Source organism: Pseudooceanicola atlanticus (assembly GCF_000768315.1).
In the GTDB taxonomy this organism is placed as follows: Bacteria; Pseudomonadota; Alphaproteobacteria; order Rhodobacterales; family Rhodobacteraceae; genus Pseudooceanicola; species Pseudooceanicola atlanticus.
Genome location: NZ_AQQX01000004.1, coordinates 491641 through 517701 on the forward strand (window position 1 = coordinate 491641; position 26061 = coordinate 517701).

9 protein-coding genes (1 of these 9 only partly in view) are annotated in these 26061 nt (G+C 66.9%); 8 read left to right on the forward strand and 1 reads right to left on the reverse strand.

Annotation, left to right across the window (positions count from 1 at the left end; genetic code table 11):
* From ATO9_RS13275 to ATO9_RS13310, 8 genes are all read left to right on the forward strand, one after another.
* A protein-coding gene (locus tag ATO9_RS13275) for an Ig-like domain-containing protein (protein ID WP_043749637.1) crosses the window boundary here: on the forward strand, positions 1-10946 show its final stretch. Its footprint begins 21820 nt before the window's first position; only the last 10946 of its 32766 coding nucleotides appear in the window; the start codon falls outside the window, past its left edge; it ends in the stop codon at positions 10944-10946.
* A complete protein-coding gene (locus ATO9_RS13280; protein WP_043749639.1) occupies positions 10943-12781 on the forward strand; it encodes a GAF domain-containing protein in 1839 nt (612 codons plus the stop codon). The genes ATO9_RS13275 and ATO9_RS13280 overlap by 4 nt, the downstream gene beginning before the upstream one ends.
* On the forward strand, positions 12778-14919 hold the full coding sequence (locus tag ATO9_RS24305; RefSeq protein WP_043749642.1) for a biotin/lipoyl-binding protein: 2142 nt from the start codon (positions 12778-12780) through the stop codon (positions 14917-14919). Before ATO9_RS13280 ends, ATO9_RS24305 begins: the two co-directional genes overlap by 4 nt.
* A complete protein-coding gene (locus tag ATO9_RS13290; protein WP_052418299.1) occupies positions 14912-16921 on the forward strand; it encodes a preprotein translocase subunit SecA in 2010 nt (669 codons plus the stop codon). The genes ATO9_RS24305 and ATO9_RS13290 overlap by 8 nt, the downstream gene beginning before the upstream one ends.
* A gap of 265 nt (positions 16922-17186) precedes the next feature.
* Complete coding sequence (locus ATO9_RS13295) at positions 17187-18551, forward strand: ABC transporter substrate-binding protein (protein ID WP_052418300.1); 1365 nt, start codon at positions 17187-17189, stop codon at positions 18549-18551.
* Positions 18552-18609: 58 nt separating this feature from the next.
* Positions 18610-19881, forward strand: a complete 1272-nt coding sequence (locus ATO9_RS13300) for a carbohydrate ABC transporter permease (protein ID WP_043749643.1) — start codon at positions 18610-18612, stop codon at positions 19879-19881.
* Positions 19882-20095: 214 nt separating this feature from the next.
* Positions 20096-21319, forward strand: coding sequence for a carbohydrate ABC transporter permease (locus ATO9_RS13305; RefSeq protein ID WP_043749646.1), 1224 nt, complete (start codon positions 20096-20098; stop codon positions 21317-21319).
* Between the two features lie 4 nt (positions 21320-21323).
* Positions 21324-22367, forward strand: coding sequence for an ABC transporter ATP-binding protein (locus tag ATO9_RS13310; protein ID WP_043749648.1), 1044 nt, complete (start codon positions 21324-21326; stop codon positions 22365-22367).
* Between the two features lie 77 nt (positions 22368-22444).
* Here ATO9_RS13310 and putA read toward each other — a convergent pair whose 3' ends face one another.
* A complete protein-coding gene (gene putA / locus ATO9_RS13315; RefSeq protein WP_156127861.1) occupies positions 22445-26032 on the reverse strand; it encodes a bifunctional proline dehydrogenase/L-glutamate gamma-semialdehyde dehydrogenase PutA in 3588 nt (1195 codons plus the stop codon).
* Positions 26033-26061: the final 29 nt, after the last annotated feature.

Below are 26061 nucleotides of genomic sequence, written 5' to 3' on the forward strand. Positions count from 1 at the left end.
ATATCTTCCTGGCCAAGATCGACCCGTCCGGCCTGATCCAGGGCCAGACCCAGACCATCGACATCCAGCCCGGCGGTGCGTCCTTCCTGGCACAGATTTCCATGCAGGACCTGGACGTTCCCGACCAGACCATCCTGCCCGCGATCTCACAGGCCTCGGTCACCCGGTCGATCGACAACGTGGTGAAACTTACGCTGACGGGCCTCGACTTCACCTCGGGCCTGACGGCAAAGCTGGACCCGAAAGACCTGAACACCATCCTCGACCAGATACCCTGGACCTGGGTGGTCTTCGGCGATCTGTCCGACGATCAGCAGGACACGCTGACCAACCGTATCCAGGAGCTGAAACGCGAGAAGGACCAGGACCCGCAGATCATCCGCCTGTCCGGCGACATCGTCGCGATGGAGGTCAGGCCTACGGCCATCGAGGGCAGCAGCAGCCAGGAAATCCAGATCCCGGAAGTGCCCCGCGATGTGTCGCTTGGCGGGTCGCCGGTCCAGGTCCTGCGTTTCGACCCCGAGATCAAGCTGGTGAAAGAAGGCGAAAAAGCCCCCAAGGGCGCCAAGGCCGGCCCCATGGACAAGAGCTATCACGGCTACGGTGCCGCCCGGTCGAACCAGATCACGCTGGGCAATAACGGCGAGGCGACGATCGCACTGGTCCAGAACGGGTCGCTGATCGACGAGCAGGGCCACACGGTGGCCGCAGGCGGTGTCGACAAGATGGTGCTGCTGGAACGCGACCCCAACGTGAACGACGACATTCCCGCGCCGGTTCTGGAAATCCCCATTGGCCATCTCGACGAAGACGGTGCGCCGATCGTGACCAAGGGCACCGCCCTGCCCCGCAACGTCGCCACCCTGGCCGAGGCCAACCTGGCCTTTGTCACGCTGCAGAATGCCGGCGGCGTAGCGGTCGTCGACCTGGTGAGCGGCGCGCAGATCGACATCGACACCGAAGGCGATCCGGAAAAGGACACGACCACCGGCTTCATCCAGCTGGGCACCAGGGACGAGAACGGCAAATCCTCTGCCGCGCCGTTCGACATCACGCTGGATCCGACCAACCGCTACCTTCTGGTCAACGACTATTTCAACGACCGCGTCTACATCATCGACATCGCCGAGGGCGACAACCAGTACAAGGTCGTGCACACGGCCGGGCGGCTGTTCGACTATGGCAGCCGCCACATGTCCTACACGCCGGACGGCACGCAGCTGATTTTCACAGGCACGCGCAACTCGACCTTCTCGGGCACGGGCGAAGGCACGATCCTGATTTTCAACATGCCCCCCATCCGGGAATTCCTGGCCAACCTCGACACGTCTTCGAACGAGATCAACACCGCCACACGGCTGTTCCACCCCGACAGGATCGCCGCGCAATTCACCTCCCTGCCGCAGAAACATAATGGCGTCGAAGGCTCCACGACGATCCCGCTGCGCCAGCCCTACGACGTGCGTACCGTCGTCAATTTCGACGGCTTGACCTACGCGATGATCACCGACAAGTCGGCGCACCAGGACATCAACGGCGTGATCGTGCTGCGGCGCGAGGGCACCAGCTGGACACTGTTCCAGACCTTCGACTTCAACCTGCTGACCCCCGGCCCCCAGAGCATCAGCAACAACAACGTCGACGTCCTGTTCAATGCCAAGCGGGACAGCTTCGACATCAACGACGCCGCGGGCATCGCGATCAGCCCCGACCTGAAATATGCCTTCGTCATGGGGCAGAACCGGTTCGAACAGGACAACCCCACCCGCGACCCGCATTACACGGCCGGACGGTTCAGTGACGTGCTCTGGCAGGAGGTCTACCAGGCCGGCAGCAGCATTGCCCTGATCAAGTACCCTTTCGGCCTGCCGGAAGACAACAACCTGCCCGAGGGCGCAGAGCCGCGGATCGCCGGGACGCTGCGCCCGATCTCGAACGCCTTCGGCACCGGTGTGGCGATATCGGGGGATGCTCGCACGCTGTATGGCGGCTACGGCTCGACCGGGTTGATCGGGGGCTATGACATCGACGCGTTGCTCGAGGTCAGCGACAGCTATTTCGACAGTGAGTCGACCGGCATCAGCCTGCGGCCCTATTACTTCGCACTGAACGACCTGCGCGTGAACGATGGCAGCGTCTTCGGCCCGGACCCCTATGTGAATGTCAGGACTGCGGCCGTGACCTGGTCCTCGCGCGACGGGATCAACGAAGATATCGACATCGCCGCCGATTACGCGATCTACCGCGAAGGCTTCAGCACCTACACGACCCGCCCCAGCGTGGAAGGGTCCGACAATGTCCCGATCTCGGCCAGTGGTCGGGTCGAAAACGTCATCAGCCAGGCGCCGTTCCTCGGCCTGATCTCTCCGGTCCCGTCGGACGGCCCGCTGACCGACAACCGCCCGACCTTCACCTGGAACCTGGGCGAAGAAGAACTTGAATCGACCTTCTTCCTCGCCGTGGTGCCGCAAGGCGCCGGGCTGTTCCCGGACGAGGTCGACGACGAGCTTTTCGCACGGCTGAAGGACGAGAACTTCCTGTGGGATCCGTACCAGGACATCAACGTGGCGATCGCCACCTCTGACGTTCCGCAGGACACGTCCGATACCGGGCGGCTGCTGTTCCGCGACGGTAACCGCAACCGGATCTATGCGCGCAAGTTCAAGGCGCCGGGCGCCGATGGCAACGTGTCCTTCCGCCTGCCCCCGGGGCTGGAGCTGACACGCGGCCAGACCTATTTCTGGGGCGTGATGGCCCAGGACGAGGAAAACCGCCGGGTCAAACTCTCCCAGAGCTTCACCGTCGGCGCGGCCGAGGAACCCACAAACCCGACAAGTCAGTCGATCGACAACGTCACCGTCATCACCCACGATTTCAGCCTGTTCCATGGCGGCGGCCCGACCGAGAGCCTGACCTACACGCTGGGCCATGACATCGCGACCAACAACAACGGCGTGCTGGCCCTTCATGACCCTGCGACGGGCAAATTCACGTCCCTGACCAAAGGGCGGACCATTGGCGATGGCAAGGGCGGGCCGGTCGTTCTGCTGATGGACTGGCAGTCGGAAAGCACGATCAACGATGCCGGCTTTGCCGAGGGTGCGGCCTCGGCCATGTTCGCGTCGCTCGCCCACCTGGACTACCTGCAAAGCGGCAAGCTCTTCACGTCCGCCAACTGGCATTTCATCGGCCACGGGCGCGGTGCCGTGGTGAATTCCGAGATCGTGCAACGGATGTTCGCCACTTACCCGGCGATGAAGGGAAGCGACATCGACGTGCAGTTCACCACGATCGACCCCTTCGACGGCGTCGACAAGACCAAGAACCTGCCGATCAAGGCCTATCTCGACGGGCTGGCCGCCGCCGCCAACGTCGGTACGATCGCCGCCGCGGTCGTGTCGCCCCCCGTGGCACTGGCCCTGCAACGGGTCAGCAAGGCGGCCGGCGTGATCGGCAGGGCGGCCAATGCCCTGGGCTTTGCCAATATCGACTGGACCGACTTCAAGGACCCGGAGGTCCGCATCTGGGACGGCATCGATTTCGCCGACAATTACTACCAGAACGTTCCGCAGGAAATTCCCAGCTACGACAGCCTGCTGCACAGCCTGACAGTGCCCAAAATCCCGATCCTCAAAGAGCTGTTCAAGCCCAACCCGGACCAGTTCAGCCTGACGGTTTCGGGACGCGCCCTGGACGGCGCCGATATCAACAAGCGTCTGACCGGACTGCCGGGCTTCGTCGAGGACGACAACTGGCCACGGCTCGACTTCGGGGCGTTTGGCGAATTGGGCATCGGCTGGGGAACGGCCCACAACCGCGCGCTGACCTATTATGGTGGCACTGCCGACCTGAACCGCGGCAGCTATGCCGTGGCGGGCGGCGCCCCGGATCCGATCTGGCGGTCGCTTTACGATTTCGACCGGATCGAGGGGCCGACATCCTCTTTGGGCACGCTGTCCCGGTTCTACAGCGATACCTCACCGGCGCGCCTGAACCCGTTCAGCTGGTACCGGGCGCGGGAATTCGAAACCGACGTGACCTTCGGCACGGTGACCAAGGGCGCCGAAGGGCTGCGCGCCACCAGCCCCAAGGTCGACCGCAGCCCGTGGGAGGGCATCGGCACCGGCTATTTCTACAGCGACCTGGGCGGTGGACTGTCCGAGCGGCCGAAGAAAAAGGATGCCAAACGCCCCGATGCCGCCAAGACGATCAACACCGAGATCGGTGATGCCTCCGTCCCGATCCCGCTGATCTACAACGGCGATTTCGAAAGCAGTTTCCGGGCAATCTACGGTCGCGTGCCGTTCCCCTTCGGCGACAATCCGCACGGCTACGAAGTGGCGGGCTGGGCGTTCCACGGCGGCAGCGGCGGCTTCCTTCAGGCCGTCACCGATTTCGCTCATTACTTCACGACCGACGAAATCACCTTGTCTGGATTTGGAGACGACACCGGGAAGCGCGCCCTGGACACCTTGAAGGATACAGTCGCCGGCGTCCTGAAGAACATTCTGAACATCGCGCGGAGCCGCCTGACTGGAGAAGGGGCCCAAGTTACTGCGAAAGGCATACAGGAGGCATTCTCGGCCGCGCTGTCCTCCGGCATCGACGATTTGCTCAAGAAAGATGTCGACGACCTTGGAATACGGAACCTGATGGAGGTCCTGCGCAAGTCGATCCAGGCGTCTCGGAAAGAGCTCAAGGACGCCGTGGGCGATACGAAGATCGCCAAGCCTAGCTGGCATGAGGCGCTCGGCACGGACTCCACGAAGAAACTGTCGATCGGCAAACAAATGGGAGCCGCTTTGCTGGAAAGCCTGATCCCGATCTTCATCAGCTATCTGCAAGCGAATTTCCTGGATCACAAGCTGGCCCTGATCGGCAAGTCCGAATACCAGTCCAATCGGTTCGTCATGCCCAAGGTCGGGACGATGGGCTTCACGGTCGATTTCGACCGGGTACAGGGTTTCTTGCCGGGACCTATGACCCTGACCACGTACTTCGTCGATATGAACGGAGAGCAGACCTCCCTGAAACCTGTCGGGGGCGGAGAACAGCACTGGACCGATCTCAGCACCTTCAACGGGCAGGCCTTCCGCGTGACGCTGGAAGTCCCGGACTCCATCCGCAACCGCGCGGGCTACCTGAAGTTTTCCTACGCCCCCTCGGAGACCGCGTCGCGAAACGTTCTTCTGATCGACGATATCGGGCATGGCGGGCTGAGCATTACTGACAACAGCGTCTATCACGACGATGCCACGCTGTTTTTCAACAACGACATGAGCGACACCACCCTGGCGACCAAGAATGCGGACCTGCGCCTGATCTCGAAGGATTTAGGCTACAAGCTGAACGACAAGAACCGCAATCGCTTCGTCGTCAACAATTTCAGCACCGCGCCGCAGCGGTTCCGGCTTGAGGCCGCCGACGGGCTGGCAGATTGGGTCTCGATCCGCCGCACGGCTCCGGCCAGCGTCGGCAACGCCGCGGCGCTCGACGGCGTATTCACGAAGAACGACGACCCGGTCACCGCAGACATCACCTTTACCAATGGCACGTCCAGCGATGTGACGCTTCAGGGCCAACAGCGCATCGCCTTTGAAATCACCGCCGCCTTCCCGCTGGAAGAGCTGAAGAAGATGACCGCGTCCGGGCTGAAGAGCGAAACCATCGACGTGGTCGAGCTGAGCGCCCAAGGCGTGGAGATGGCCCGCACCACGGTGTCGCTGCACTACCTGCTGGACATCGCGGACCAGAACACGATGGACGGTGTCCTGGACATGGGCAGCGTCAGGGAAGGCAAAAAGACCGAGATTGATCTGCCCGGCACCGATGCGCTCGACGTCGCATTGAAGAGCCAGACGCAGAATGACGGCATCCTGCGGACAGGCGCCACCTCGACCTGGTTCAAGCTGGACGGCGGATCGGGCGGCGAAGGCGATGCCAAGCTGACCTTCGAGCCCAAGAAGATGCCGCCCGACCGACCCGCTATCGACGCCGAGACCGAACTGGACCTGAACGTCGGCGGCAAGGGCATCGGCAGCATCAAGGTCAAGGTCCAGGCCCGCAAGGAACAGACGCTGGGGATCAACCGCGTTTCGCTGGACAATCGCCTTGCGGCGCTCCGGGCGACCTTGGGAACCGCGCGTTTCCCGGGGGCCGACATGGCGCTCAATACCGGCGAACATGCTGACTTCATCAAGCTGATCTACGCCCCGATCGTCGCATCGCTTGAAAGTGGCGCGGCCCTGCAATTGTCGGATGCCGACAAACAGAAACTGAACAAGGCGGTCATGGCCAGCGTCACCGCCGTGCTGGGCGACTTCGTGAAATCGGACGTCCTGGAACTGACCGACGCGGCAAAATCCGGCGCGCGGGTCGACTACCACTACGAGGCGCTCGATCAGGACGAACTGACCAAGGCCCTGGCCTGGACCGAAAGCCAGGCAGCGCGCGGCAACCCCGCCCCCGGCGCGTCGGGCCGGCTGGATGTCGACCGCGAGACCTTCGGCGGCCTGACCTCGACCGACAAGCCCTACACGCTACGCGCGGATCTGAACGACACCCAGGTCCTTGCGCGGCTCCGCCTGGCAATCAACCGCGACGTCGAAGAGAACGGGCGCGCGATCTCGGTCCCGGTGGATGCCGCGATCCGGTCGCTGTTCTACGATGTCTACGCCGACCGGACCAAACGCGGCACCACGACCTCATGGGCCAATACGCTCGGCGATCTCGGGGAACGGATCGGTTGGTACGTGGCGCATGAATTCCTGCACACGCTGGGGCTGTTCGACGAATACAATGCCGATGGGCAGGTGATGCCGCAGGGGACCGCCAATACGGTCATGTCCTCGGAATATGCGACCGCGCTCAGCGACAACCAGAAGAAACTGGTCGCCATCGCGCTGAACGACACCGCGAACATGCCCAAGGCGTCCGAGGCCCGCGCACTCGCCGCCTGGTACCTGCAACTGGCCGAGGCCCGCAAGGATGTCGACAGCCAATACGTCTCGGCCCCGGGTGGCGACGGCGCGTCGGGCGGGCCGTTCAGCAACGGCGATTTCGCGGTCTCCGATCCTTCGGATGACGCCATGGGCTGGACCCTGTCGGGCGTCGCGCAGATCGACGCCGGCACGCTGACCCTGTCCGAAGGCGTGCCGAACGATGGCCGGGCGCGTCAGGATTTCCACCTGCAACCGGGCGAAGGCACGCTGACGATCCGCCTGCGCCACAACCTGCAACCGGACGGAGAGGACGGTCCCCAGGACGCCTTCGAGATCGCCCTGGCCGCGCAGACCGACACCGGCACCACTCCGATCTCGCCCATCGGGCTGAGCAATGCGGATGCGGCCTTCAACCTGCAGGCCGATGGCAGCGTCTATGCCGGCGCGGGGGTCAGCGTCACCGGCCTGACCGGCACCGGCATGGCCTGGCCCGGCGACCAGATCACCGTGCGCATCGACCTGAGCACCGTGCCTCAGGACGCGCTCCTGTCGCTCTATCTCGACATGATCGGGGCCAGTGCGCTCGGCTCTTCGGTCGAGGTCCTGTCGGTCTCGCTGGACGCCGCCGCGAACCGTACGCCGACGGCGCGCGACGACCAGACCAGCGCCATTGCGGGCCAACCGGTCACGATCAACCCGCTGGTCAACGACACCGACCCCGACGGCGACCCGCTGACCGTCACGCTGCAAGATGCCCCGGCCAACGGCACGGCAGCGCTCCAGTCCGATGGCACGATCATCTACACCGCGCAGGCAGGGTTCAGCGGCACCGACAGTTTCACCTACACGGTCAGCGACGGAGAATTCTCCTCCGCCCCGGCCACGGTCACGATCCAGGTCGGCACGACCAATGCCCCGCCGGTCGCCGCGAACGACATCGCCAGCGTCACCCGGGACGAAACGGTCGACATCCCCGTCCTGGCCAACGACAGCGACGCAGAGGGCGACACCCTCACCCCGGTCATCGCCACCGCCCCCGCAAATGGCACCGTCACCGTTCTGGCCAACGGGCAAATCCGCTACGTGCCGACCACCGGCTTCACCGGCACGGACAGCTTCACCTATACCGTCTCGGACGGTCAGCAGAACAGCGCCCCGGCCACCGTCACGATCACCGTAACCGACCTGCCCAACGAAGCCCCGACCGCCGGCGCCGACAGCGCCACCGTCACCTCGGGCCAGTCGACGATCATCGCCGTTCTCGCCAATGACAGCGATCCCGAAGGCGCCACCCTGACGCCGCGGATCACCACGCAGCCCAACCACGGCACCGCGACCGTCCTTGCGGATGGCACGATCAGCTATTCCGGAAATGGCGGCTATACCGGCCCCGACAGCTTTGCCTACGTTGTCTCGGACGGCCTGCAGGACAGCGCGCCCGCCACCGTGTCGATCAGCGTCACCGCGCCGCCCAACGGCCTGCCCGTATCGCTGGCCGACAGCACCACCGGCCCGGCCTTCAGCCCCATCGTGATCGACGTGCTGGCCAATGACAGCGATCCGGACGGCGATACGCTGAGTGTCACGATCACGGCCGCCCCCGCCAACGGCACGGCGACGGTGCTGCCGGACGGGCGCATCAACTACGTGCCGAACGCGAATTTCTGGGGCAGCGACAACCTCAGCTACCGCGCCAATGACGGACAGGATGACGGGCCGGAAACGCTGGTGACGATCACCGTCGAAGCACCCGAGATCGGCATCAACGACCCGGGCCCGCAGACCGTGGCCGAGGGGCAGACCCTCAGCCTGGCGCTGACCACAATTGCCGTTCAGGGACAGGCCGCGCCCGTATTCTCGCTGGTCACGGCGCCCAGCGGCGCGACGCTGACCGAGGGCGGGCAATTGCGCGTCGTCGCCACCGATGGGCCACAGGACCTGACCCTCGACATCCAGGCGGAATATGCCGATGGCCGTATCGCAACCCGGGCCCTGAGCGTCAGCGTGACCAACGTCGCGCCCTCCGGTGCCGTGACCCTGCCCACCGGGGTGCGGGCGGAATTCCCGGCCCAGATCGGCTTTGCCGCCGCCGATCCCGGGCTCGATACGATCACCGAATGGATCATCGACTGGGGCGATGGCCGTTCGGGCACAGTTGCGGGCGACGAAAGCACGGCGACGCATACCTATGATGCCGAGGGCGATTACATCGTCACAGTCACCGCGCGGGACGAGGACGGGACGCATCAGATCGGGACCCGCACACTGACCGTCCTGCCCACGACCCTGCGCGTCGAAACCGTCGACGCCGCGCCCGATGGCATCGACATCCGGTTCAACGGAGCGATCAGCAACGGGCCGCTCAACCTCTACGGCCCCGCGGATCCCGGCCCGGCCCCGGATGTCGTGGTGACGGCCGGCGACGGCACGGTTATCCGCGGCTCGCTGCTGGTCTCCGGCACCGACAGCCTGCGCTTCGTCCCGACCGAGCCGATGCCGGCGGGCGATTACACGCTGCGCATCCTCTCGGGCAGCGCGGCCCTGACCGGACCCTTGGGCGACCTGGACGGCGACAGCGATGCCTCGCCCGGCGGCGCTTACGAAACCACGTTGACGATCACCGGCACCGGAGGCGTCATCGCCATGGCCGATGCCATCGCCGGACCCGGGCAGAGCTTTGTCGACCCCGATGGCCGCGCCGGTCTGCCCATCGGATTTGCCAGCGATGGCGGGGTGCGCAGCCTGGTCTTCACGCTGCTCTACGATCCCGCCGCAATCGAGGTCACCGACATCCAGGCCGAGATCACCGGCGCCAACGTCACCACGACCGAGGCCGCACAGGGCGCGCTGACCCTGATGACCCTGAGCGTGACCTTCGCCACCGCGCTGGAGGCCGGACAGCACGATGTTCTGCGCCTCTTCGGCCGAACGCTCGCCGGGGCCGCTTACGGGGCCGACGGTCGGGTCGCGCTGAACCTCGTGTCGGTCAACGGCACCGCGACGGATCGCGCAGGGTACGATGCGCTGCATATCGCGGCGATGGCGGGCGACGTGACCGGGGACGGCAGTGTCGACAGCGCCGATGATGCGGCACTTGATGCGATCATCACGGGCGTCAGGGACGGGTTCGCCGCCTTCCCGCGGATCGACCCGACCCGCCTGACGACCATAGCCCGGACCGATACCGGGACGGAGACGGGCGGCGAAACGCCCTCTGCCGGAACACCCTCCGCCTCGGGCGGCGGCTCGGGCGGGGCGTCCGGTGGCGGCGCGTCCTTCAGCTCCGCTCCGCGGATCGCCACTGGCGGCAGCTCTGTCCAACTGGCCCGAACCGGCGTCGCAATCGGCGGTGGCGGCGGCGACCTGGATGCGATCCTGAATTTCGGCCCGCTCGATCTGGAGCCGATGGAGCCCGAGACAACGGATCGGTCAGAGCCCGAGGACGACCTGGCCGCGCTGTGCATCTTCAACCAGATCGACCTGCCCTTCGAGCTGCTCTTCGCCCTGCGGCGAATGGGCGGAGATACATTCCTGAGCGAATGGTGCGCCTTCGACCTGGCCGCACTGGAGGAGCAATTCCCCGGTTCCGCCGTGACCCAGAACGCCCCCACAGACCCCGAACCGGCGGCAGAAGACACCGACCTCCGGGTCCTTCCCGCCGACAAGCGGCTCTGGTGTGGCGAGGACCTGCCGCTTGAAATGGCCGAGGCGCTTGACGCGCTCTTCCGCGCTTCGCGCGACGGCGAACCGCCTGCGCAATGGTGCGTCGTCGCGACCGAACGCGATTTCAGCCCAACGCCCCGCCCCGTCCCGGTCGAGGCGAAAACCGACAGCCCGGCGCCCGAACTCGAGGCCGCCGTGCAGGACAACGCCATGTCCGCCAGTGACTTCGCGCTCTTCGCCTCTGCCGCCGCGCTGCAAGCCAGCGCGCAGGCGAACCCCCGCAAACCGGCCCGCAAGGCACGGCCGGGCGACTGGGGCACCGACAGGATCCCGGCTGAGTGACCGCCTCCACGTCGCACACGCCCGGCGCTGCCCCGCAGGATGCCGATTGGGCCCGGTTCCTGACCCCGGGCTCCGGCGTCGAATTCGTCGAGGCGTGGTTCCGGCTCTTCTGTCGTGACATGCCTGGCCTGACTCGCGCGATCCTGCTTCTGGAAACAAACGAGGGGCAGATGGCCACCGCCGCGCGCTGGCCGCAAAGCCCCGCCGCCGCCGAGGACCCCGAGGCCGATGCCCTGCGCGCGGCCTGCGGCGCGGCCCGGCAGGAGGGCCAGGTGACACTCCGGCCCGTCAACGACCAGACCCGCGCCATTGGCCTGCCGGTGATCGTCGCGGGCCGGGCGCAGGCCGTGCTGGGCCTGATCGCCCCGGGGGCCATGCAGGCCCAGACCCTGCGCCGCGCACAATGGGGGATCGGATGGCTGCACGGCCTGATCGCGGAACGCAACGGCGCCGATGCCCTGCACCGCGCCGATGCCCTGGGCGAGGCCGTCGGCGTTCTGGCCGCGCTGGAAGACGGCCCCACGCTCGAGGCCGCCCTGCGCAGTCTCGTCAACGAGGTGCAGCCGCTGATCGGCGCCGACCGCGTGTCGGTGGCCCTGCTGCGGCGCGGGCGGCTCAGGCTGCGGGCACTGTCGCAATCGGCCGACGTGAAACCGCGCACAAGACTGGCCCGCGGCCTCGTCCAGGCGATGGAGGAGGCGCGCCTGCAACTGCACCCCGTCACCTACCCCGCGGATCAGCCGACCTCTGTCACCGCCGCGCATCGGGCGCATGCCACGCGGGCCGGGACCGTGGCCATGATCTCTGTCCCGCTGGTGGTGCGCGGGCGGCTTATCGGTGTGCTCAGCGCGGAGCGGATGGAGGCCGACGCCACACCGTTCGACCGTGCCACGGCCCGGAAATTCGAAGATATCGCCGACCTCTCCGCCCCTCTGATCGGGATGAAGATGCAGGCGCATCAACTGCTTGCCGGTCGGCTACCGCATTGGACCGCCCGATCGGCCACCGCGCTGTTCGGCCCGCGCCACCCGGGGATCAAGATCGCGGCACTCGCGCTGGTCGCCGTGGTTGCATGGCTGGCCCTGAGCCAGACCACCCTGCGCGTCACCGCCCCCGCCCGGATCGAGGGCGCGGTCAGCCGGGTCGCCGTCGCGCCCTTCGACGGCTTCGTCGATGCGGCTCCGATCCGCGCCGGGGACAGGGTTCAGGCGGGTCAGGTGCTGGCGCGGCTCGATGACCGCGACCTGCGGCTTGAACTGACCAAGTGGGAAAGCGAAGGCGCCCGGCTGGAACAGGAACGCAACGCCGCCCTGGCGGAGGCCGACCGCGCCACGCTGGCCCAGTTGGCCGCGCGCATCGCCCGGGTCGAGGCCGAAACCGAACTGGCCCGCCTGCGGCTGGACCGCGTCGCGATCCGCGCGCCCCTCGGCGGCCTCGTGGTCGAGGGCGACCTGAGCCAGCAACTGGGTGCGCCGGTGGAAAAGGGCGATCCGTTGTTTCGTATCGCGGGCGGCGACGGGCATCGTCTCAGCCTCGATATCGGCGAATACGACACCCGGCTGGTGACCCCCGGAGCCACCGGTACGCTGGCCCTGACAGGTCTCAGCAACCGTCCCATCGGGATCGAGATCACCCGCCTGGCCGAGGTCGCGACCACCGCCGAAGGCCGCGCGATCATCCGGGCGGAGGCGCGCCTGATCGACCCGCCCGCCGGACTGCGCCCCGGCCTTGAAGGCGTCGCCAAGATCGGCGCCGGCGAGGCCAGCCGGCTCTATGCGCTCTGGCGACCGATCATCGAACGCACCCGCGTCCTGCTCTGGACCTGGCGGCCATGAGCGGCGCGTTCCACTCGCAGCTCTGGTATCGGGTCGCACCGCTGAAACCGGCCCTGAAACCCGGCCTCGACATCGCGCTGCACCGCTACCTTGGCAAACCGTGGTTCGTGATCCGCGACCCTGTCGCCGCGACGCACCACCGCTTCACCGCCGAAACCTACGCGATTGTCGGCGCGATGACCGGCGACGCCACGCTGGAGGAGATATGGCAGGCCGCCTGCGATCGCCTGGGCCCCCGGGCGCCGTCGCAGGATGACGTGGTGCGGCTGCTGATCCAGCTCTACCAATCCGACCTTCTCAGCGTCGACCTGATCCCCCTGACCGAGGAACTGGTGCTTCGCATGGGCAAGCAGCGGACGCAGAAACGCCTGAAATTCCTCAAGAACCCCATGTCGATCCCGCTGCCGCTTTTCGATCCCGACCGCCTGCTGGAGGCGCTGGCACCGCTGGTGCGCGGGGCGGCGGGCTGGGTCTGGATGGTGGCCTTTCTTGCGCTGACCCTGTCGGCCCTCATCGTCCTGCCCGCCAGCTGGGAAGACCTGACCGCCCAGGGCGTCCGCGAAATCCTGGCCCTGCAGAACCTGGCATTGATGGCCCCGGTCTACATATCGGTGAAGGCGATGCACGAACTGGCCCACGGGCTGGCGCTGAAACGGTATGGTGGCGAATGTCACGAGGTCGGGCTGATGTTCCTGGTCTTCTTCCCTGTGCCCTACGTCGATGCCTCCGCTTCTGCCGCCTTTCCTTCGAAACGGGCGCGCGCGCTGGTCGGTGCCGCGGGCATCATGGCCGAAGTCGCAATGGCCTCCGCCGCGCTTTTCCTGTGGCGCGCCGCCGAACCGGGCCTGTTGCGGGACGCGGCCTGGAACTTGATGCTGATCTCGGGCTTTTCGACGCTGGCGGTGAACGGCAACCCGCTGTTGAAATTCGATGGCTACTACGTCTTCTCCGACCTGATCGAAATCCCGAACCTGGGCCAGCGGGCCAATGCCTGGTGGGGCAAGGTGCTGAAAAAGCGGCTCTTGTCGACACCGACCCAGGATGCGCGCCGCGAAACACCGTTCGAGGCGCGGGTGTTCTTCTTCTATGCGCCGCTGGCCTTCGTCTACCGACTGGCGATCATGATCTCGATCTCGCTCTATGTGGCCAGCAGCTACTTCGTCGTCGGAGTCGCGCTGGCCTGTATGTCGGTCTTCCAAGGCCTGATCCTGCCCGCCTTCAAGGTGCTCAAGCACTTCTTCACCGATCTGCGCCTGGCCGAGAAACGCGGCCGCGCGGCCTGGATCGGCGGCGGTGTGATCGCATTGGTTGCCCTTGCGCTATTCGCCGTGCCGATGCCCCTGCGCCACCATGTCCAGGGCGTGGTCTGGCTGCCCGACAACGCCTATCTGCGCCCCGAAACCGGCGGCACCGTGGCCCGGGTGCTGGTCGCGCCCGGCACGCGCGTCACTGCCGGCCAACCCATCCTGCAGCTTGAGGACTCCGACCTGGTGACCCGGCAAAAGGCCTTGGCCGCAGAGGTGGCGGAGGCCCGCCAGACCCTGCGCATCGCCCAGGTCAGCGACCGCACCGGCATCGCCATCGCCGCCGAAACCCTGCGCCAGGCCGAGACTGAGCTCGCCCGCGCAGACGAGGCCCTCGCCGGGCTGACCCTGCGGGCCGGGCTGGACGGGCGCGTCGACCTGCCGCCGGCCTCCGACATGGTCGGCCAATACCTCGCCCAGGGCAGCACGGCCGGGCATATCCTGCCCGCGACGACCCGCAGCATCCGCGCCGTCGCGCCCGAGCACATGGCCGAACTGATCGACCGCCGCTATGTCAGCGCAGAGATACGGCTGGCCCTGCGCCCCGCCACGCAGCGCGCCGCCGTCACGCGGATCGTCCCGGCGCTTGGTCGCGACCTGCCCAGCCCGGTCCTTGCCCGCGCCAATGGCGGTCAGATTGCCACCGATCCGACGACCCCCGACAGCCCGGTCGATCCCCTGATCGTGCTGGACCTCGACACCGACACGCCTTTGCCGGATGCAGTTTTCAACGGGCGCGTCCATGTCCGGCTGGACTTCGGAACCGAACCCCTGGGCTATCGTGGCTGGCGGGCCCTGCGCCGCTCCTTCCTTCGGCATTTCGGCGATGTCTGACCTGTCGGTCCTGCCGCCCTGGCGACAGCGCCCATGGATCGGGCGCGACCGCGCGCCGACCGCCTGCCCCGAACGACGTCATCCGCGTCTGAAATGGTGGGACGAGGCAGCGCTGGTCGCCCTCACCCGCCTGCACCCCCGAGCCCGCCCGGTCAGCCCCGGCGACTGGCGCTTTGCCGGCCGGGTGATCCGACGTGGACGGCGACTGGCCGATCTCGACGACGCGGCGCTGCAGAAGGCCGCCCAAGCCCTGCGCCCCGCCCTGCTGGAACAGGGGCTGACCGGCCCCGCCGTGACCGACAGTTTCGCCTTGGTCCGCGAGGCGACGTTCCGTACCCTCGGCTACCGTCACCACAAGGTGCAGATCATGGGCGCGCGCCACATCCTGGCCGGGCATCTGACCGAAATGGCCACCGGCGAGGGCAAGACGGCCACCACCGCCCTTGCTGCCTGTACCGCCGCGCTGGCCGGTGTACCGACCCACGTCGTCACGGTGAACGAATACCTGCGGGAACGAGATTACGAGACGCTGCGCCCGATCTACGACCTGCTCGGCCTCAGTTCGGCCCAGGTCGCGCCCGACACCGATCCCGCAGCCAAGGCAGAGGCCTACCGCGCGGCGATCCTGCACGTCTCCAACACCACGCTCGTCTTCGACTACCTGCGCGGACGGCTGGGGCGCGATGACCTGGTTTCCCCCCAGCGGCGCGCGGCGATGCGCCTGGCCCAGGGGGCGGCACCGCCCGTCACGCCGCCGGGTCTCAGCTTTGCCATCGTGGACGAGGTCGACAGCATCCTGATCGACGAGGCCCAGACACCTCTCATCATCGCCGCCCCGCATCAGCAGGTCGGAGCCGAGGATTGCGCGCTGGCCCTCTCGGTCGCGCGTGGCCTGCGGCAAGGTGCCGATTTCACCATCCGCGCCGATGCCCGCCGCATCGACCTGACCGACGCCGGTCGCCAGCGCGTCGCCCGCGCCATCGACGCAGCCGCCGGGCTCTGGACCATTCCCCGCGCGCGGGAGGAACTGATCGGCCACGCGCTGTCGGCCCTGCACCTGCACCATCGCGACCAGCATTACATCGTGACCGAGGGCAAGGTGCAGATCGTCGACGAGTTCACCGGCCGGGTGCTCGCCGACAGGCAATGGCAAGCCGGGTTGCACCAGATGGTCGAGGTCAAGGAAGGGCTGACGGTCAGCGAGGCGCGGCGCACCCTGGCCCAGATCACCTACCAGGAATTCTTCCGCCGCTACCTGTGGTTCGGCGGCATGTCCGGAACGCTCAGCGAAGTCGGGCGGGAATTGTCGCGGGTCTACGACCGCCCGATCGCCCGCATCCCCACGAACCGAAGGCTGCGGCGCCGGCACTTCCGCACGCGCCTGTTCCGCGGCGAGCCACGCAAGATCGCCGCCATCGTCGCCCGTGCCCGCAGGATGGCCCGCAAGGGTCGGCCCGTCTTGATCGGCACGCGATCCGTCGACGTGTCGGAACGGATCTCGGTGGCCCTCGGCGCCCATCCGCACCAGGTGCTCAACGCCCGCCAGGACGCGGAGGAGGCCCGGATCATCGCCACCGCCGGCGTGGCGGGGCAGATCACCATCGCCACCAACATGGCCGGGCGCGGCACCGACATCAAACTGTCCGACGCCGCCCGGCAGGCGGGTGGGCTGCACGTGATCCTTTCGGAATTTCACGAAAGCCGCCGTATCGACCGGCAGCTGATGGGGCGTGCCGGGCGGCAGGGCGATCCCGGCTCGACGGAGGCGTTCGTGGCCGTGACCGACCCCGTCCTGCGCCGCTTTGCCGGCGGGCTGTGTGCCTTTGCGCGACTGATGCCCTGGCCGGTGCCCGGGCGACTGCCGTCGATCCTGGCCACGCCACTGCGCCGCAGCGCCCAGGCACGGGCGGAACGGCTGGGCGCACGCAACCGGGCCGCCACCCTGCGCCGGTCGGCACGCCTGGCCGATCTGATGGCCTTTACCGGCCACCGCACGCAGTAACACCCCGCGATCTGCCTAATCGCTAACCCACTGACATTGCAGCAATCCCGCCCGTGCATTGCGGTGTTCCGGCGTCAGGGTTGACACACAGACGCACAGGCGCATCATCCTTGCCATATCCCTTTTGCGGGACATCGGGACAAGCGATGGACCAACATCCGCCCGCCTTTGGCCGAGCAGCAAACAGTCAATACGGTGCCGCCAGCGCATCGCCAACGAAAGATCCGACGCCCGGAAACGGGCCAGACGGACCGGGAGGAAAGACATGACCAAACATTTCACCCTGCGCTCGGCGCGCGGCCTGCTTCTGGCCGGAACCGCGTTGGCATTCGGCCTGGCCGGGTCGGCAGAGGCGCAGAACCTGCGGTTCTGGACCACCGAGGAACAGCCCGAACGCCTGGCCCGCCAGGAACAGATGGCCGCGGATTTCGAAAAGATGTCCGGCGTCGCGGTCGAGGTGATCCCCGTTACCGAAAGCGAACTGGGCACCCGCGCCACCGCCGCCTATGCGGCGGGCGATCTGCCCGACGTCATCTACCACACGCTGCAATACGCCCTGCCCTGGGCCGAGGCCGGCATCCTGGACCCCGACGCCGCGACCGAGGTGGTCGAGGATCTGGGCATGGACACTTTCGCCCCAGGCGCGCTGGACATGGCGGCCTTTGATGGCGGCGTGGCCTCTGTCCCGGTGGATGGCTGGACCCAGATGATCGTCTACCGCAAGGACCTGTTCGACGAGGCGGGGCTTGAGCCGCCCACCACCTATGCCGCCGTCGAGGCCGCCATAGACGCGCTGCACAATCCGCCGGAAATGTATGGCTTCGTCGCCGCGACCAAGGTCGACGACAATTTCATGAGCCAGGTGCTGGAACATGTCTTCCTGGCCAATGGCGTGTCGCCCGTGGGGCCCGACGGGTTCCAGGAACTGGACGTCGCCAAGACCACCGAAGTGCTTGAATTCTACAAGAAGATCGCCGACGCCTCCCCGCCGGGCGACCTGTTCTGGAAGCAGTCGCGCGAGGTCTATTTCGCCGGCAACGCAGCGATGATCATCTGGTCGCCGTTCATCCTGGACGAACTGGCCGGCCTGCGTGACAGCGCGCCGCCGACGATCAGCGATGACCCCACCTCGGCCGAGCTCGCCTCGAAAACCGGGATCGTCACGAACTTTGCCGGACCGTCGAATCCCGATGGCGCGGCCTGGGCCGAAATGAACCTCTTCGGGATCACCGCCGATGCAGAGATCGACGATGCGATTGATTTCGTGAAGTTTTCCATGGGCGACGGCTACATGAACACGCTGGCCATCGCCCCCGAAGGCAAGTTCCCGATCCGTCGCGGCACCGCGGAAGAGCCCGACAAGTTCTCCACCGGTTGGGCGTCCCTGGACGTGGGCGTCGACCGCAAGGCACCGCTGGGCGACCTCTATGCCGCTGATATGATTGACCAGATCGTCGGCGGACTCGACGTGGCGAAACGCTGGGGTGTCGAGGAAGGGCAGCTGGCCCTGGCCTCCAAGATGGTGAATACGCAGGCGATCAACCGGCTGGTGCGGGAATATGTCGACGGGGCGCGCAGTGCCGAAGACACCGTCGCCGCCATGAACGAGGAGCTGGCGAAGGTCGAGTGATCCCTCGCCGCGGCCGGTCGGACCTTGGCGGTTCGGCCGGTCAAGCCCCTGACGTTCAATGACAAACTCCACCGAACCGGCCCCGATCCAGCCGCCGCCCCAGGCCCGACCGCCCAAAGGGCGCGGGCGACTGGCGCGGCGCGAGGCGCGCCTTGCCTGGCAATTGTTGCTGCCGACCCTCGCGGCGGTGTCGCTGGCGGTGATCGTGCCGCTCTTGGCGATCTTCTGGATATCGTTCAAACCGGTCGGCCTGGCCGACCTGCGCCCGCCCGCCCCCGTCCTGCGCGAGTCGTTGCGCGGCGACGGAGACGACATGCGCGTCGAGTACCGGCTGCGCAATTCCTCGCAGGATCAGCAAGTTACCGGCGTCACCCTACGCGACACCCTGCCCGACGGCGTGGAGCTGAGGGGCGAGCCAGAGGCGCCCTGCCAGGTGGAGGCGCGCGAGGTCTTCTGCGATTTCGGAACGCTGGAAGGCGGAGACCGGGCCCGCGTCGCGATCCCACTCCGCGCGGCGGGCGATCCGGACCTGGTCGAGGAAGCGGTCGAAGGGTCGCTGCCCACGGTGACCGGCAATGCCTCCAACATCTTGACGAACCTCGATTTTACCTTCGAGAACTTCATCCGCATCTTTGACGGGGCAGAGTTCTGGTCGGTCTTCTGGGTGACGCTGTTCTACACGTTCTTCGGCACGGCGGGCGCGCTGATCGTCGGGTTGTTTGCCGCGATGCTTCTGGACAAGTCCTTCAGGGGACAGGGAATTCTGCGCGGGCTCTACCTCTTTCCCTATGTCGCGCCGGTGATCGCGGTGGCCTTTACCTGGGTGACGCTGTTCGATCCCTTCTCGGGCTCGGCCAATGCGCTGCTCTTGCAGATGGGCGTGACTGGCGAAGCCATTAATTTCTTTGGAGAAAAGCCCCTCGCCCTGATCATGGTGACGCTCTTCGAGGTCTGGCGCTATTTCCCGCTGAGCTTCCTTTTCATCCTCGCGCGAATGCAGTCGATTGACACCGACATGTTCGAGGCCGCGGATATGGACGGGGCGTCGCCCTTCCAGAAATTCTGGTACCTTAGCGTGCCGCAACTGCTTGGAATCCTTTCGGTTCTCTTCCTGTTGCGGTTCATCTGGACCTTCAACAAGTTCGACGACATCTTCCTTCTGACCGGCGGCAATGCCGGGACGCGGACCCTGACGGTGAATGTCTATGAACAGGCCTTTGCCGTGTCGAATATCGGTGCGGGTGCGGCGGTGGCGGTGGTGATCTTCCTGTGCCTCGTGATCTTCTCGGTCTTCTTCTTCCGGGTGATGAGCCGGGAGGAAGGGTTGTGAGTCTGATGCCCCGCAGAACCGCCAAAACGGCATCGGTATCACGTCGGTATCACGTCGGTATTGCGTCGGTGCGTGCGTCGGTGCCGGGCGGCGTGGCCCTGCGGCGCGTGAGGCGTGGAACATGCGACCGTCGCTGGTGGGGGACGCTGTCCCCCGTCGCCTGTGGCGCCTCCCCCTGGGATATTTCGGGTCAGATGAAAGCAGGGGGTCCGGTATGGGTGGGCTGAGGTCGGGATACGTGACCGGCGTGCTGCCGGGGGTGCTCTGGACCTTTGTCGTGGCGACGACGGTGGCGGTGGCATGGTCCTTTGCGACCGGCGATGCCTACCGGCCCTCGCTGATCTGGTCCGCGGCGGCAGGCGCAGGGCTGGGGCTGGCGGGCCTGCGCTGGCGGCGCGGCGGATCGCGTATGGCGATCTGGGGTGCCATGGCGCTGGTCGTGGTGGCGGGGCTGGTCGCGAGCTGGTCCCCCGTGGCGGTCGGCGACAGCGCGACGGCCACGGGCCGGGTCAGTGCGCTCATCGCCACGGCCCTCGGCTCCGGGATCGGGCTGTGGGTGATCCTGCGCGATTGTACCCCCGGCGCGCTGAGCCGCCATCATTTCGAGGCCGCGTTGATCCGGTTTTTGACCGGGTTCGGCTATATCTTCTTCACCGCGATCGTGCTGATCCCGTTCTACGTGATGGTCATGACCTCGTTGAAATCGCAGCAGGCTCTGTTGCAGAACCCGCTGGATTTCAGCCTGGACCTGTCGCGGGGCTGGGACCTGCTGCGCTCCTACCGGGAGTTGCTGACCGATTACAATTTCGGCCGCTACCTGTGGACGTCCTTCGGGGTGTCGGTGGCGACGGTGGCGATCACGCTGGCCTTTTCGATCCCCGGCGCCTACGCGGTGGCGCGGCTGCGGTTCCGGGGGCGGGCGCTGTTCTCGCGCTCGATCCTGCTGATCTACATGGTGCCGATGATCGTGCTGGCGCTGCCGATCTATATCGGCTTTTCGATGGTGGGCCTGCGCAATTCGCTGTTCGGCATCGTGCTGATCTACCCGGTCACGACGATCCCCGTCGCGCTTTACATGTTGCAGGGCTATTTCCGCGGCCTGCCGGCGGAGGTCGAGGAGGCCGGGCTGATGGACGGGTTGAGCCGGCTGGCGGTGATCTGGAAGATCACCCTGCCGCTGTCGCTGCCGGCGCTGGCGAGCGTGTCGCTTTACGTCTTCATGATCGCCTGGAACGAGTTCCTGCTGGCCTTCATGCTGCTGGACGATCCGTCGAAATTCACCCTGACGCGGGGCATCGCGTCGCTGAATTCCTCGGAGATCCCGCGCCAGCACCTGATGGCGGGGGCGGTGATCGCGACGGTGCCGATCATGGCCCTGTTCCTGGGGCTGGAGCGGTTCATGACCAAGGGGCTGACCGCCGGGTCGGTGAAAGGATGACGATATGAGCGCGATCACGTTGCAGGGGGTCGAGAAATGGTTCGGCGATGTGCAGGTCATCAAGGGGATCGACCTGGAAGTCGCGCCGGGCGAATTCGTGGTCTTCGTGGGCCCGTCGGGGTGCGGCAAGTCCACCTTGTTGCGGATGATCGGCGGGCTTGAGGAAACATCGCGCGGGCAGATCCTGATCGACGGGCGCGACGTGACGGACCAGCCGCCGTCGGGGCGCGGGCTGACGATGGTGTTCCAGTCCTACGCGCTCTACCCGCACATGTCGGTGGCCGAGAACATGGGCTTTTCGCTGAAGACCGCGGGCGCGCCCAAGGTCGAGATCGACGAGAAGGTCGGCGCGGCGGCCGAGGTGCTGAAACTGGACGCGTTGCTGGATCGAAAGCCCAAGGACCTGTCGGGCGGGCAGCGCCAGCGGGTGGCCATCGGGCGGTCGATCGTGCGCGACCCCACGGCGTTCCTCTTCGACGAGCCCTTGTCGAACCTCGACGCCGCGCTGCGCGTCGAGATGCGTTACGAGATCGCCAAGCTGCATCACCGGCTGGAAAAGGCGATGATCTATGTCACCCACGACCAGGTCGAGGCGATGACGCTGGCCGACCGGATCGTGGTGCTGGAGGGCGGCAAGATCGCCCAGGTCGGCACCCCGAGAGAGCTATACGAACGGCCCGCGAACCGGTTCGTGGCGCAGTTCATCGGATCGCCCAAGATGAACGTGATGCCCTGCGCGCCCAAGGGCGGCACCTGGGAGGCCTCGGGCGTGCGCGACGGCGACGGCGCGCCGGACGCCGCGGTGGAGCTGGGCGTGCGGCCCGAACATATCTCGGTCGTGTCGGTGGGCGAAGGGGCCTGCGACGGGGTGGTCGAGGTGGTGGAATACCTGGGCGCCGATACCTTCCTGGTGGTCGATTGTGGCGATGTCGGGCGGCTGACCGTGCGGGTCGCGGGCGACACGATGCTGCGGCCCGACACGCGGGTCGGGCTGGCCTTCGACCCGGCGCGGCTGGTCTTTTTCGACAGCGACGGAATCGTCCTTTAGGGGGCGTCGTTTGACGGGCCGTGAGGCGTCATCCCCGGGGCTGGCCCGGGGATGAATTTGGTGCGTGGCGCCCTGCCCTAGCCGGCCTTGGCCAGCAGCGTGGCGTTGCCGCCCGCGGCGGTCGTGTCGATGCAGACCGCGCGTTCATGCACGAAAAGCGACGGCGCGATGCGCGCGGTGATGAGCGGCAGGATCGCGCCCTCGCGGGCCGCAAGGGCGGCGCGGTAGGGGGCGGTCTCCATCGCGACGACGGCGTCGATATCCAATTTCGTCAGCGCCTCGGCCGGGCAGGTCCCGTCGATGGCGGCGAGCGGCACCTTGGCCGCGACCAGCGCCTCGAGCGTGGCGGGCGCGCCGGGGGCCACGGCCAGCACCGCGTTGCCTGTGCCAAGCGCCTGCACCACCTGGTCCATCAGCACCTCAGGGTCCGACGACAGGCACAGAACGGTGCCGCGCGGCACCAGCGTCAGCCGGTTCGATTCCCCCGTCGGTCCGGGCAGGTCGATGGGGCCCATGTCGAGCGCGGCGGTCGCGCTCATCGCGTCGGGGATGGCGCCGCGCAGGGCCGCGCGCAGGGTCGAGATACGGTCGCCCCGCATCGGCCAGTCGCCCGGGGCCAACTGCGCCAGCGCCTTGGTGATCTGGTCGGCGGGGACGTCCTTGCCCTCGGCCACGACCGGATCGGAGGGTTCCGACTTCGGCTTTCGGAACCGCGTCAGGTAAAGCGGGCCGCCGGCCTTGGGACCGGTGCCCGACAGCCCCTCGCCGCCAAAGGGCTGGGACCCGACGACCGCGCCGATCTGGTTGCGATTGACGTAGAGGTTGCCGACATGGATGCCGTCGACCACCTGCTGCACACGCCCGTCGATGCGGGTGTGCAGGCCGAAGGTCAGGCCATAGCCCTTGGCGTTCACCGCCGCGACCACATCGTCGATCTCGTCCGCGTCGAACCGGGCGACGTGCAGGACGGGGCCGAAGATCTCGCGCTCCATTTCCTCGATGCCGGAAACGCGGAAGACATGGGGCGGCACGAAGAGCCCGTCGCTGCCCTCGGGCGCCTCGAGCTGTTTCAGCAGGCGGCCCTTGCCCTCCATCTCTTCGCAATAGGACAGGATGCCGTCGCGCGCCTCGGCGTCGATGACGGGGCCGACATCGGTCGAGAGGTTCCAGGGATCGCCCATGCCGAGCGCCTCCATCCCGCCATAGAGCATGTCGAGCACCCGTTCCTCCACGTCGCGCTGGACGTAGAGAATGCGCAGGGCCGAACAGCGCTGACCGGCGGATTGGAAGGACGAGGCGAGGATATCACGCACCGCCTGTTCAGGCAGTGCCGTGCTGTCCACGATCATCGCGTTCATGCCGCCGGTTTCCGCGATCAGCATCGCATCGGGGGCGGTGTCGGCCAGTTGCCGGTCGATCAGTTTGGCCACCTCGGTGGAGCCGGTGAAGCAGACGCCGGCGATGCGCGGATCGGCAGTCAGCGGGGCCCCCACATTCGGGCCATCCCCCGGCATCAGCTGGATCACGTCCTCGGGCAGCCCGGCCTCGTGCATCATCTGCACCGCGCGGGCGGCGATCAGCGGGGTCTGTTCCGCGGGCTTGGCGATCACCGCGTTGCCGGTGGCCAGGGCCGCTGCGATCTGGCCGGTAAAGATGGCCAGCGGGAAGTTCCAGGGGCTGATGCAGGCGATCAGCCCGCGCGCCTCGCTGTCCTTTTCGGCGCGGGGGGCCTGGTTGGCGTAGTAGCGCAGGAAATCCACGGCCTCGCGGATCTCGGCCACGCCGTCGAAGAGGCTCTTGCCCGCCTCGCGGGTGCAGAGCGCGAAGATCTCGGGCGCATTCGCCTCGTAGAGGTCGGCGATGCGGCGCAGGATATCGGCCCGTTCGGCCACCGGGGTGGCAGCCCAGCCGGGCTGTGCGGCGACGCCGCGGGCCACCGCATCCTTCACCGCATCTGCGGAGGCCTCAAAGACCGTGCCGACGACGTCTTCGGGGCGGGCCGGGTTGGTGATCTCGCGCGGGGTGCCGGTGTCGGCATCGCCCGCGCTCCAGCGGTGTTCGGCGAAGGGGGTGCGCCCTTCTTCGATCCTTGCCAAGTCGCGCGGATCGGTCAGGTCCCAGCCCTCGGCCGCCAGCCGTCCCTTGCCGTAGATGGCGGACGGGTGGGAAATCGCCGGGTTGGGCGCGCCGTCGCAGACCGTGAAGGGATCGCGGGCGATGGTTTCGGGGGCCACGCTTTCATCGACGATCTGGTGCACGAAGGACGAATTCGCACCGTTTTCCAGCAAACGCCGCACAAGGTAGGCCAGCAGGTCGCGATGCGCGCCGACGGGGGCGTAGATGCGGCAACGCGAGCCTTCGGCCTTCAGCACCGTGTCATGCAGCGCCTCGCCCATGCCGTGCAGGCGCTGGAATTCGAAGCCCGACCGGTCCTTGCCCGCCATGTCGAGGATCGCGGCCACCGTATGGGCGTTATGCGTCGCGAATTGCGGGTAGATGCGGTCGCGGTAGGCCAGCAGCTTGTGCGCGCAGGAGATGTAGGAGACATCGGTATTGGCCTTGCGGGTGAAGACGGGAAACCCGTCGAGGCCCATGACCTGGGCGCGCTTGATCTCGGTATCCCAATAGGCGCCCTTGACCAGGCGGACCATGATCTTGCGGTCCAGCCGCGTGGCCAGTTCGTTCAGCCAGTCGATGACATAGCCCGCGCGGGGGCCGTAGGCCTGCACCACGACGCCGAACCCGTCCCAATCGGCCAGGCTGTCGTCGGAGAGCACGGCCTCGATCACCTCGAGCGAGAGGTCGAGGCGGTCCTGTTCCTCCGCGTCGATGTTGAACCCGATCCGTGCATCCTTGGCCGCGCGGGCCAGTTGCAGCGTGCGGGAGGTCATCTGCGGCAGCATCTCGTCCCGGTGGCTGACCTCGTAGCGGGGGTGCAGCGCCGACAGCTTGACCGAGATGCCGGGATTTTCGCGGATGTCGGGCTTGTTGGAAGATTGCGCGATGGCGGCGATGGCCTGGGCATAGGCCCCGTGATAGCGCATCGCGTCATCCTCGGTCCGGGCGGCTTCGCCCAGCATGTCGTAGGAATAGGTGTAGCCCTCGGATTCGCGTTCACGGGCGCGTTTCATTGCCTCGCGGATGTCGCGGCCCAGCACGAATTGCGCCCCCATCTCGCGCATGGCGCGGCCAACGGCGGTGCGGATCACCGGCTCGCCCAGCCGGCGGACCATGCCACGCAGGGTGCCGACGACGCCGTCGCCCTGTTCGTCGTCCAGAACACGGCCCGTCAGCATCAGCGCCCAGGTCGAGGCGTTCACCATCATCGAGCCGCTGTCGCCCACATGCGCGCCCCAATCATGCGGCGCGATCTTGTCCTGGATCAGGTCGTCGATGGTTTCGGCATCCGGTACGCGCAGCAGCGCCTCGGCCATGCACATCAGGGCGACGCCTTCCTTGGTGGAGAGGCCGTATTCGGCCAGGAAGCTTTCCATCATCCCCGGATCGGAGGAGGCGCGCACCTTGCGGATCAGGTCGGCGGCGCGATCGGCGATCCGCGCCCTGTCGGCATCCGACAGATCGGCCGAGGCGATCAGCCTCTCGAGGCTGGCAGCCTCCTCGGCCAGGGTGGCGTCACGCATTTGGGTCCGGATATCGTCGAGCATGGTTGGCACCTCCTGGGGCTAACGTATGG

Bases quoted from the DNA above. Each gene is read 5' to 3' on its own strand.
- ATO9_RS13295 (WP_052418300.1), top strand. From the start codon at position 17,187: ATGACCAAACATTTCACCCTGCGCTCGGCGCGCGGCCTGCTTCTGGCC.
- ATO9_RS13300 (WP_043749643.1), top strand. From the start codon at position 18,610: ATGACAAACTCCACCGAACCGGCCCCGATCCAGCCGCCGCCCCAGGCC.
- ATO9_RS13310 (WP_043749648.1), top strand. From the start codon at position 21,324: ATGAGCGCGATCACGTTGCAGGGGGTCGAGAAATGGTTCGGCGATGTG.
- ATO9_RS13290 (WP_052418299.1), top strand. From the start codon at position 14,912: ATGTCTGACCTGTCGGTCCTGCCGCCCTGGCGACAGCGCCCATGGATC.
- putA (WP_156127861.1), bottom strand. From the start codon at position 26,032: ATGCTCGACGATATCCGGACCCAAATGCGTGACGCCACCCTGGCCGAG.
- ATO9_RS24305 (WP_043749642.1), top strand. From the start codon at position 12,778: ATGAGCGGCGCGTTCCACTCGCAGCTCTGGTATCGGGTCGCACCGCTG.
- ATO9_RS13305 (WP_043749646.1), top strand. From the start codon at position 20,096: ATGGGTGGGCTGAGGTCGGGATACGTGACCGGCGTGCTGCCGGGGGTG.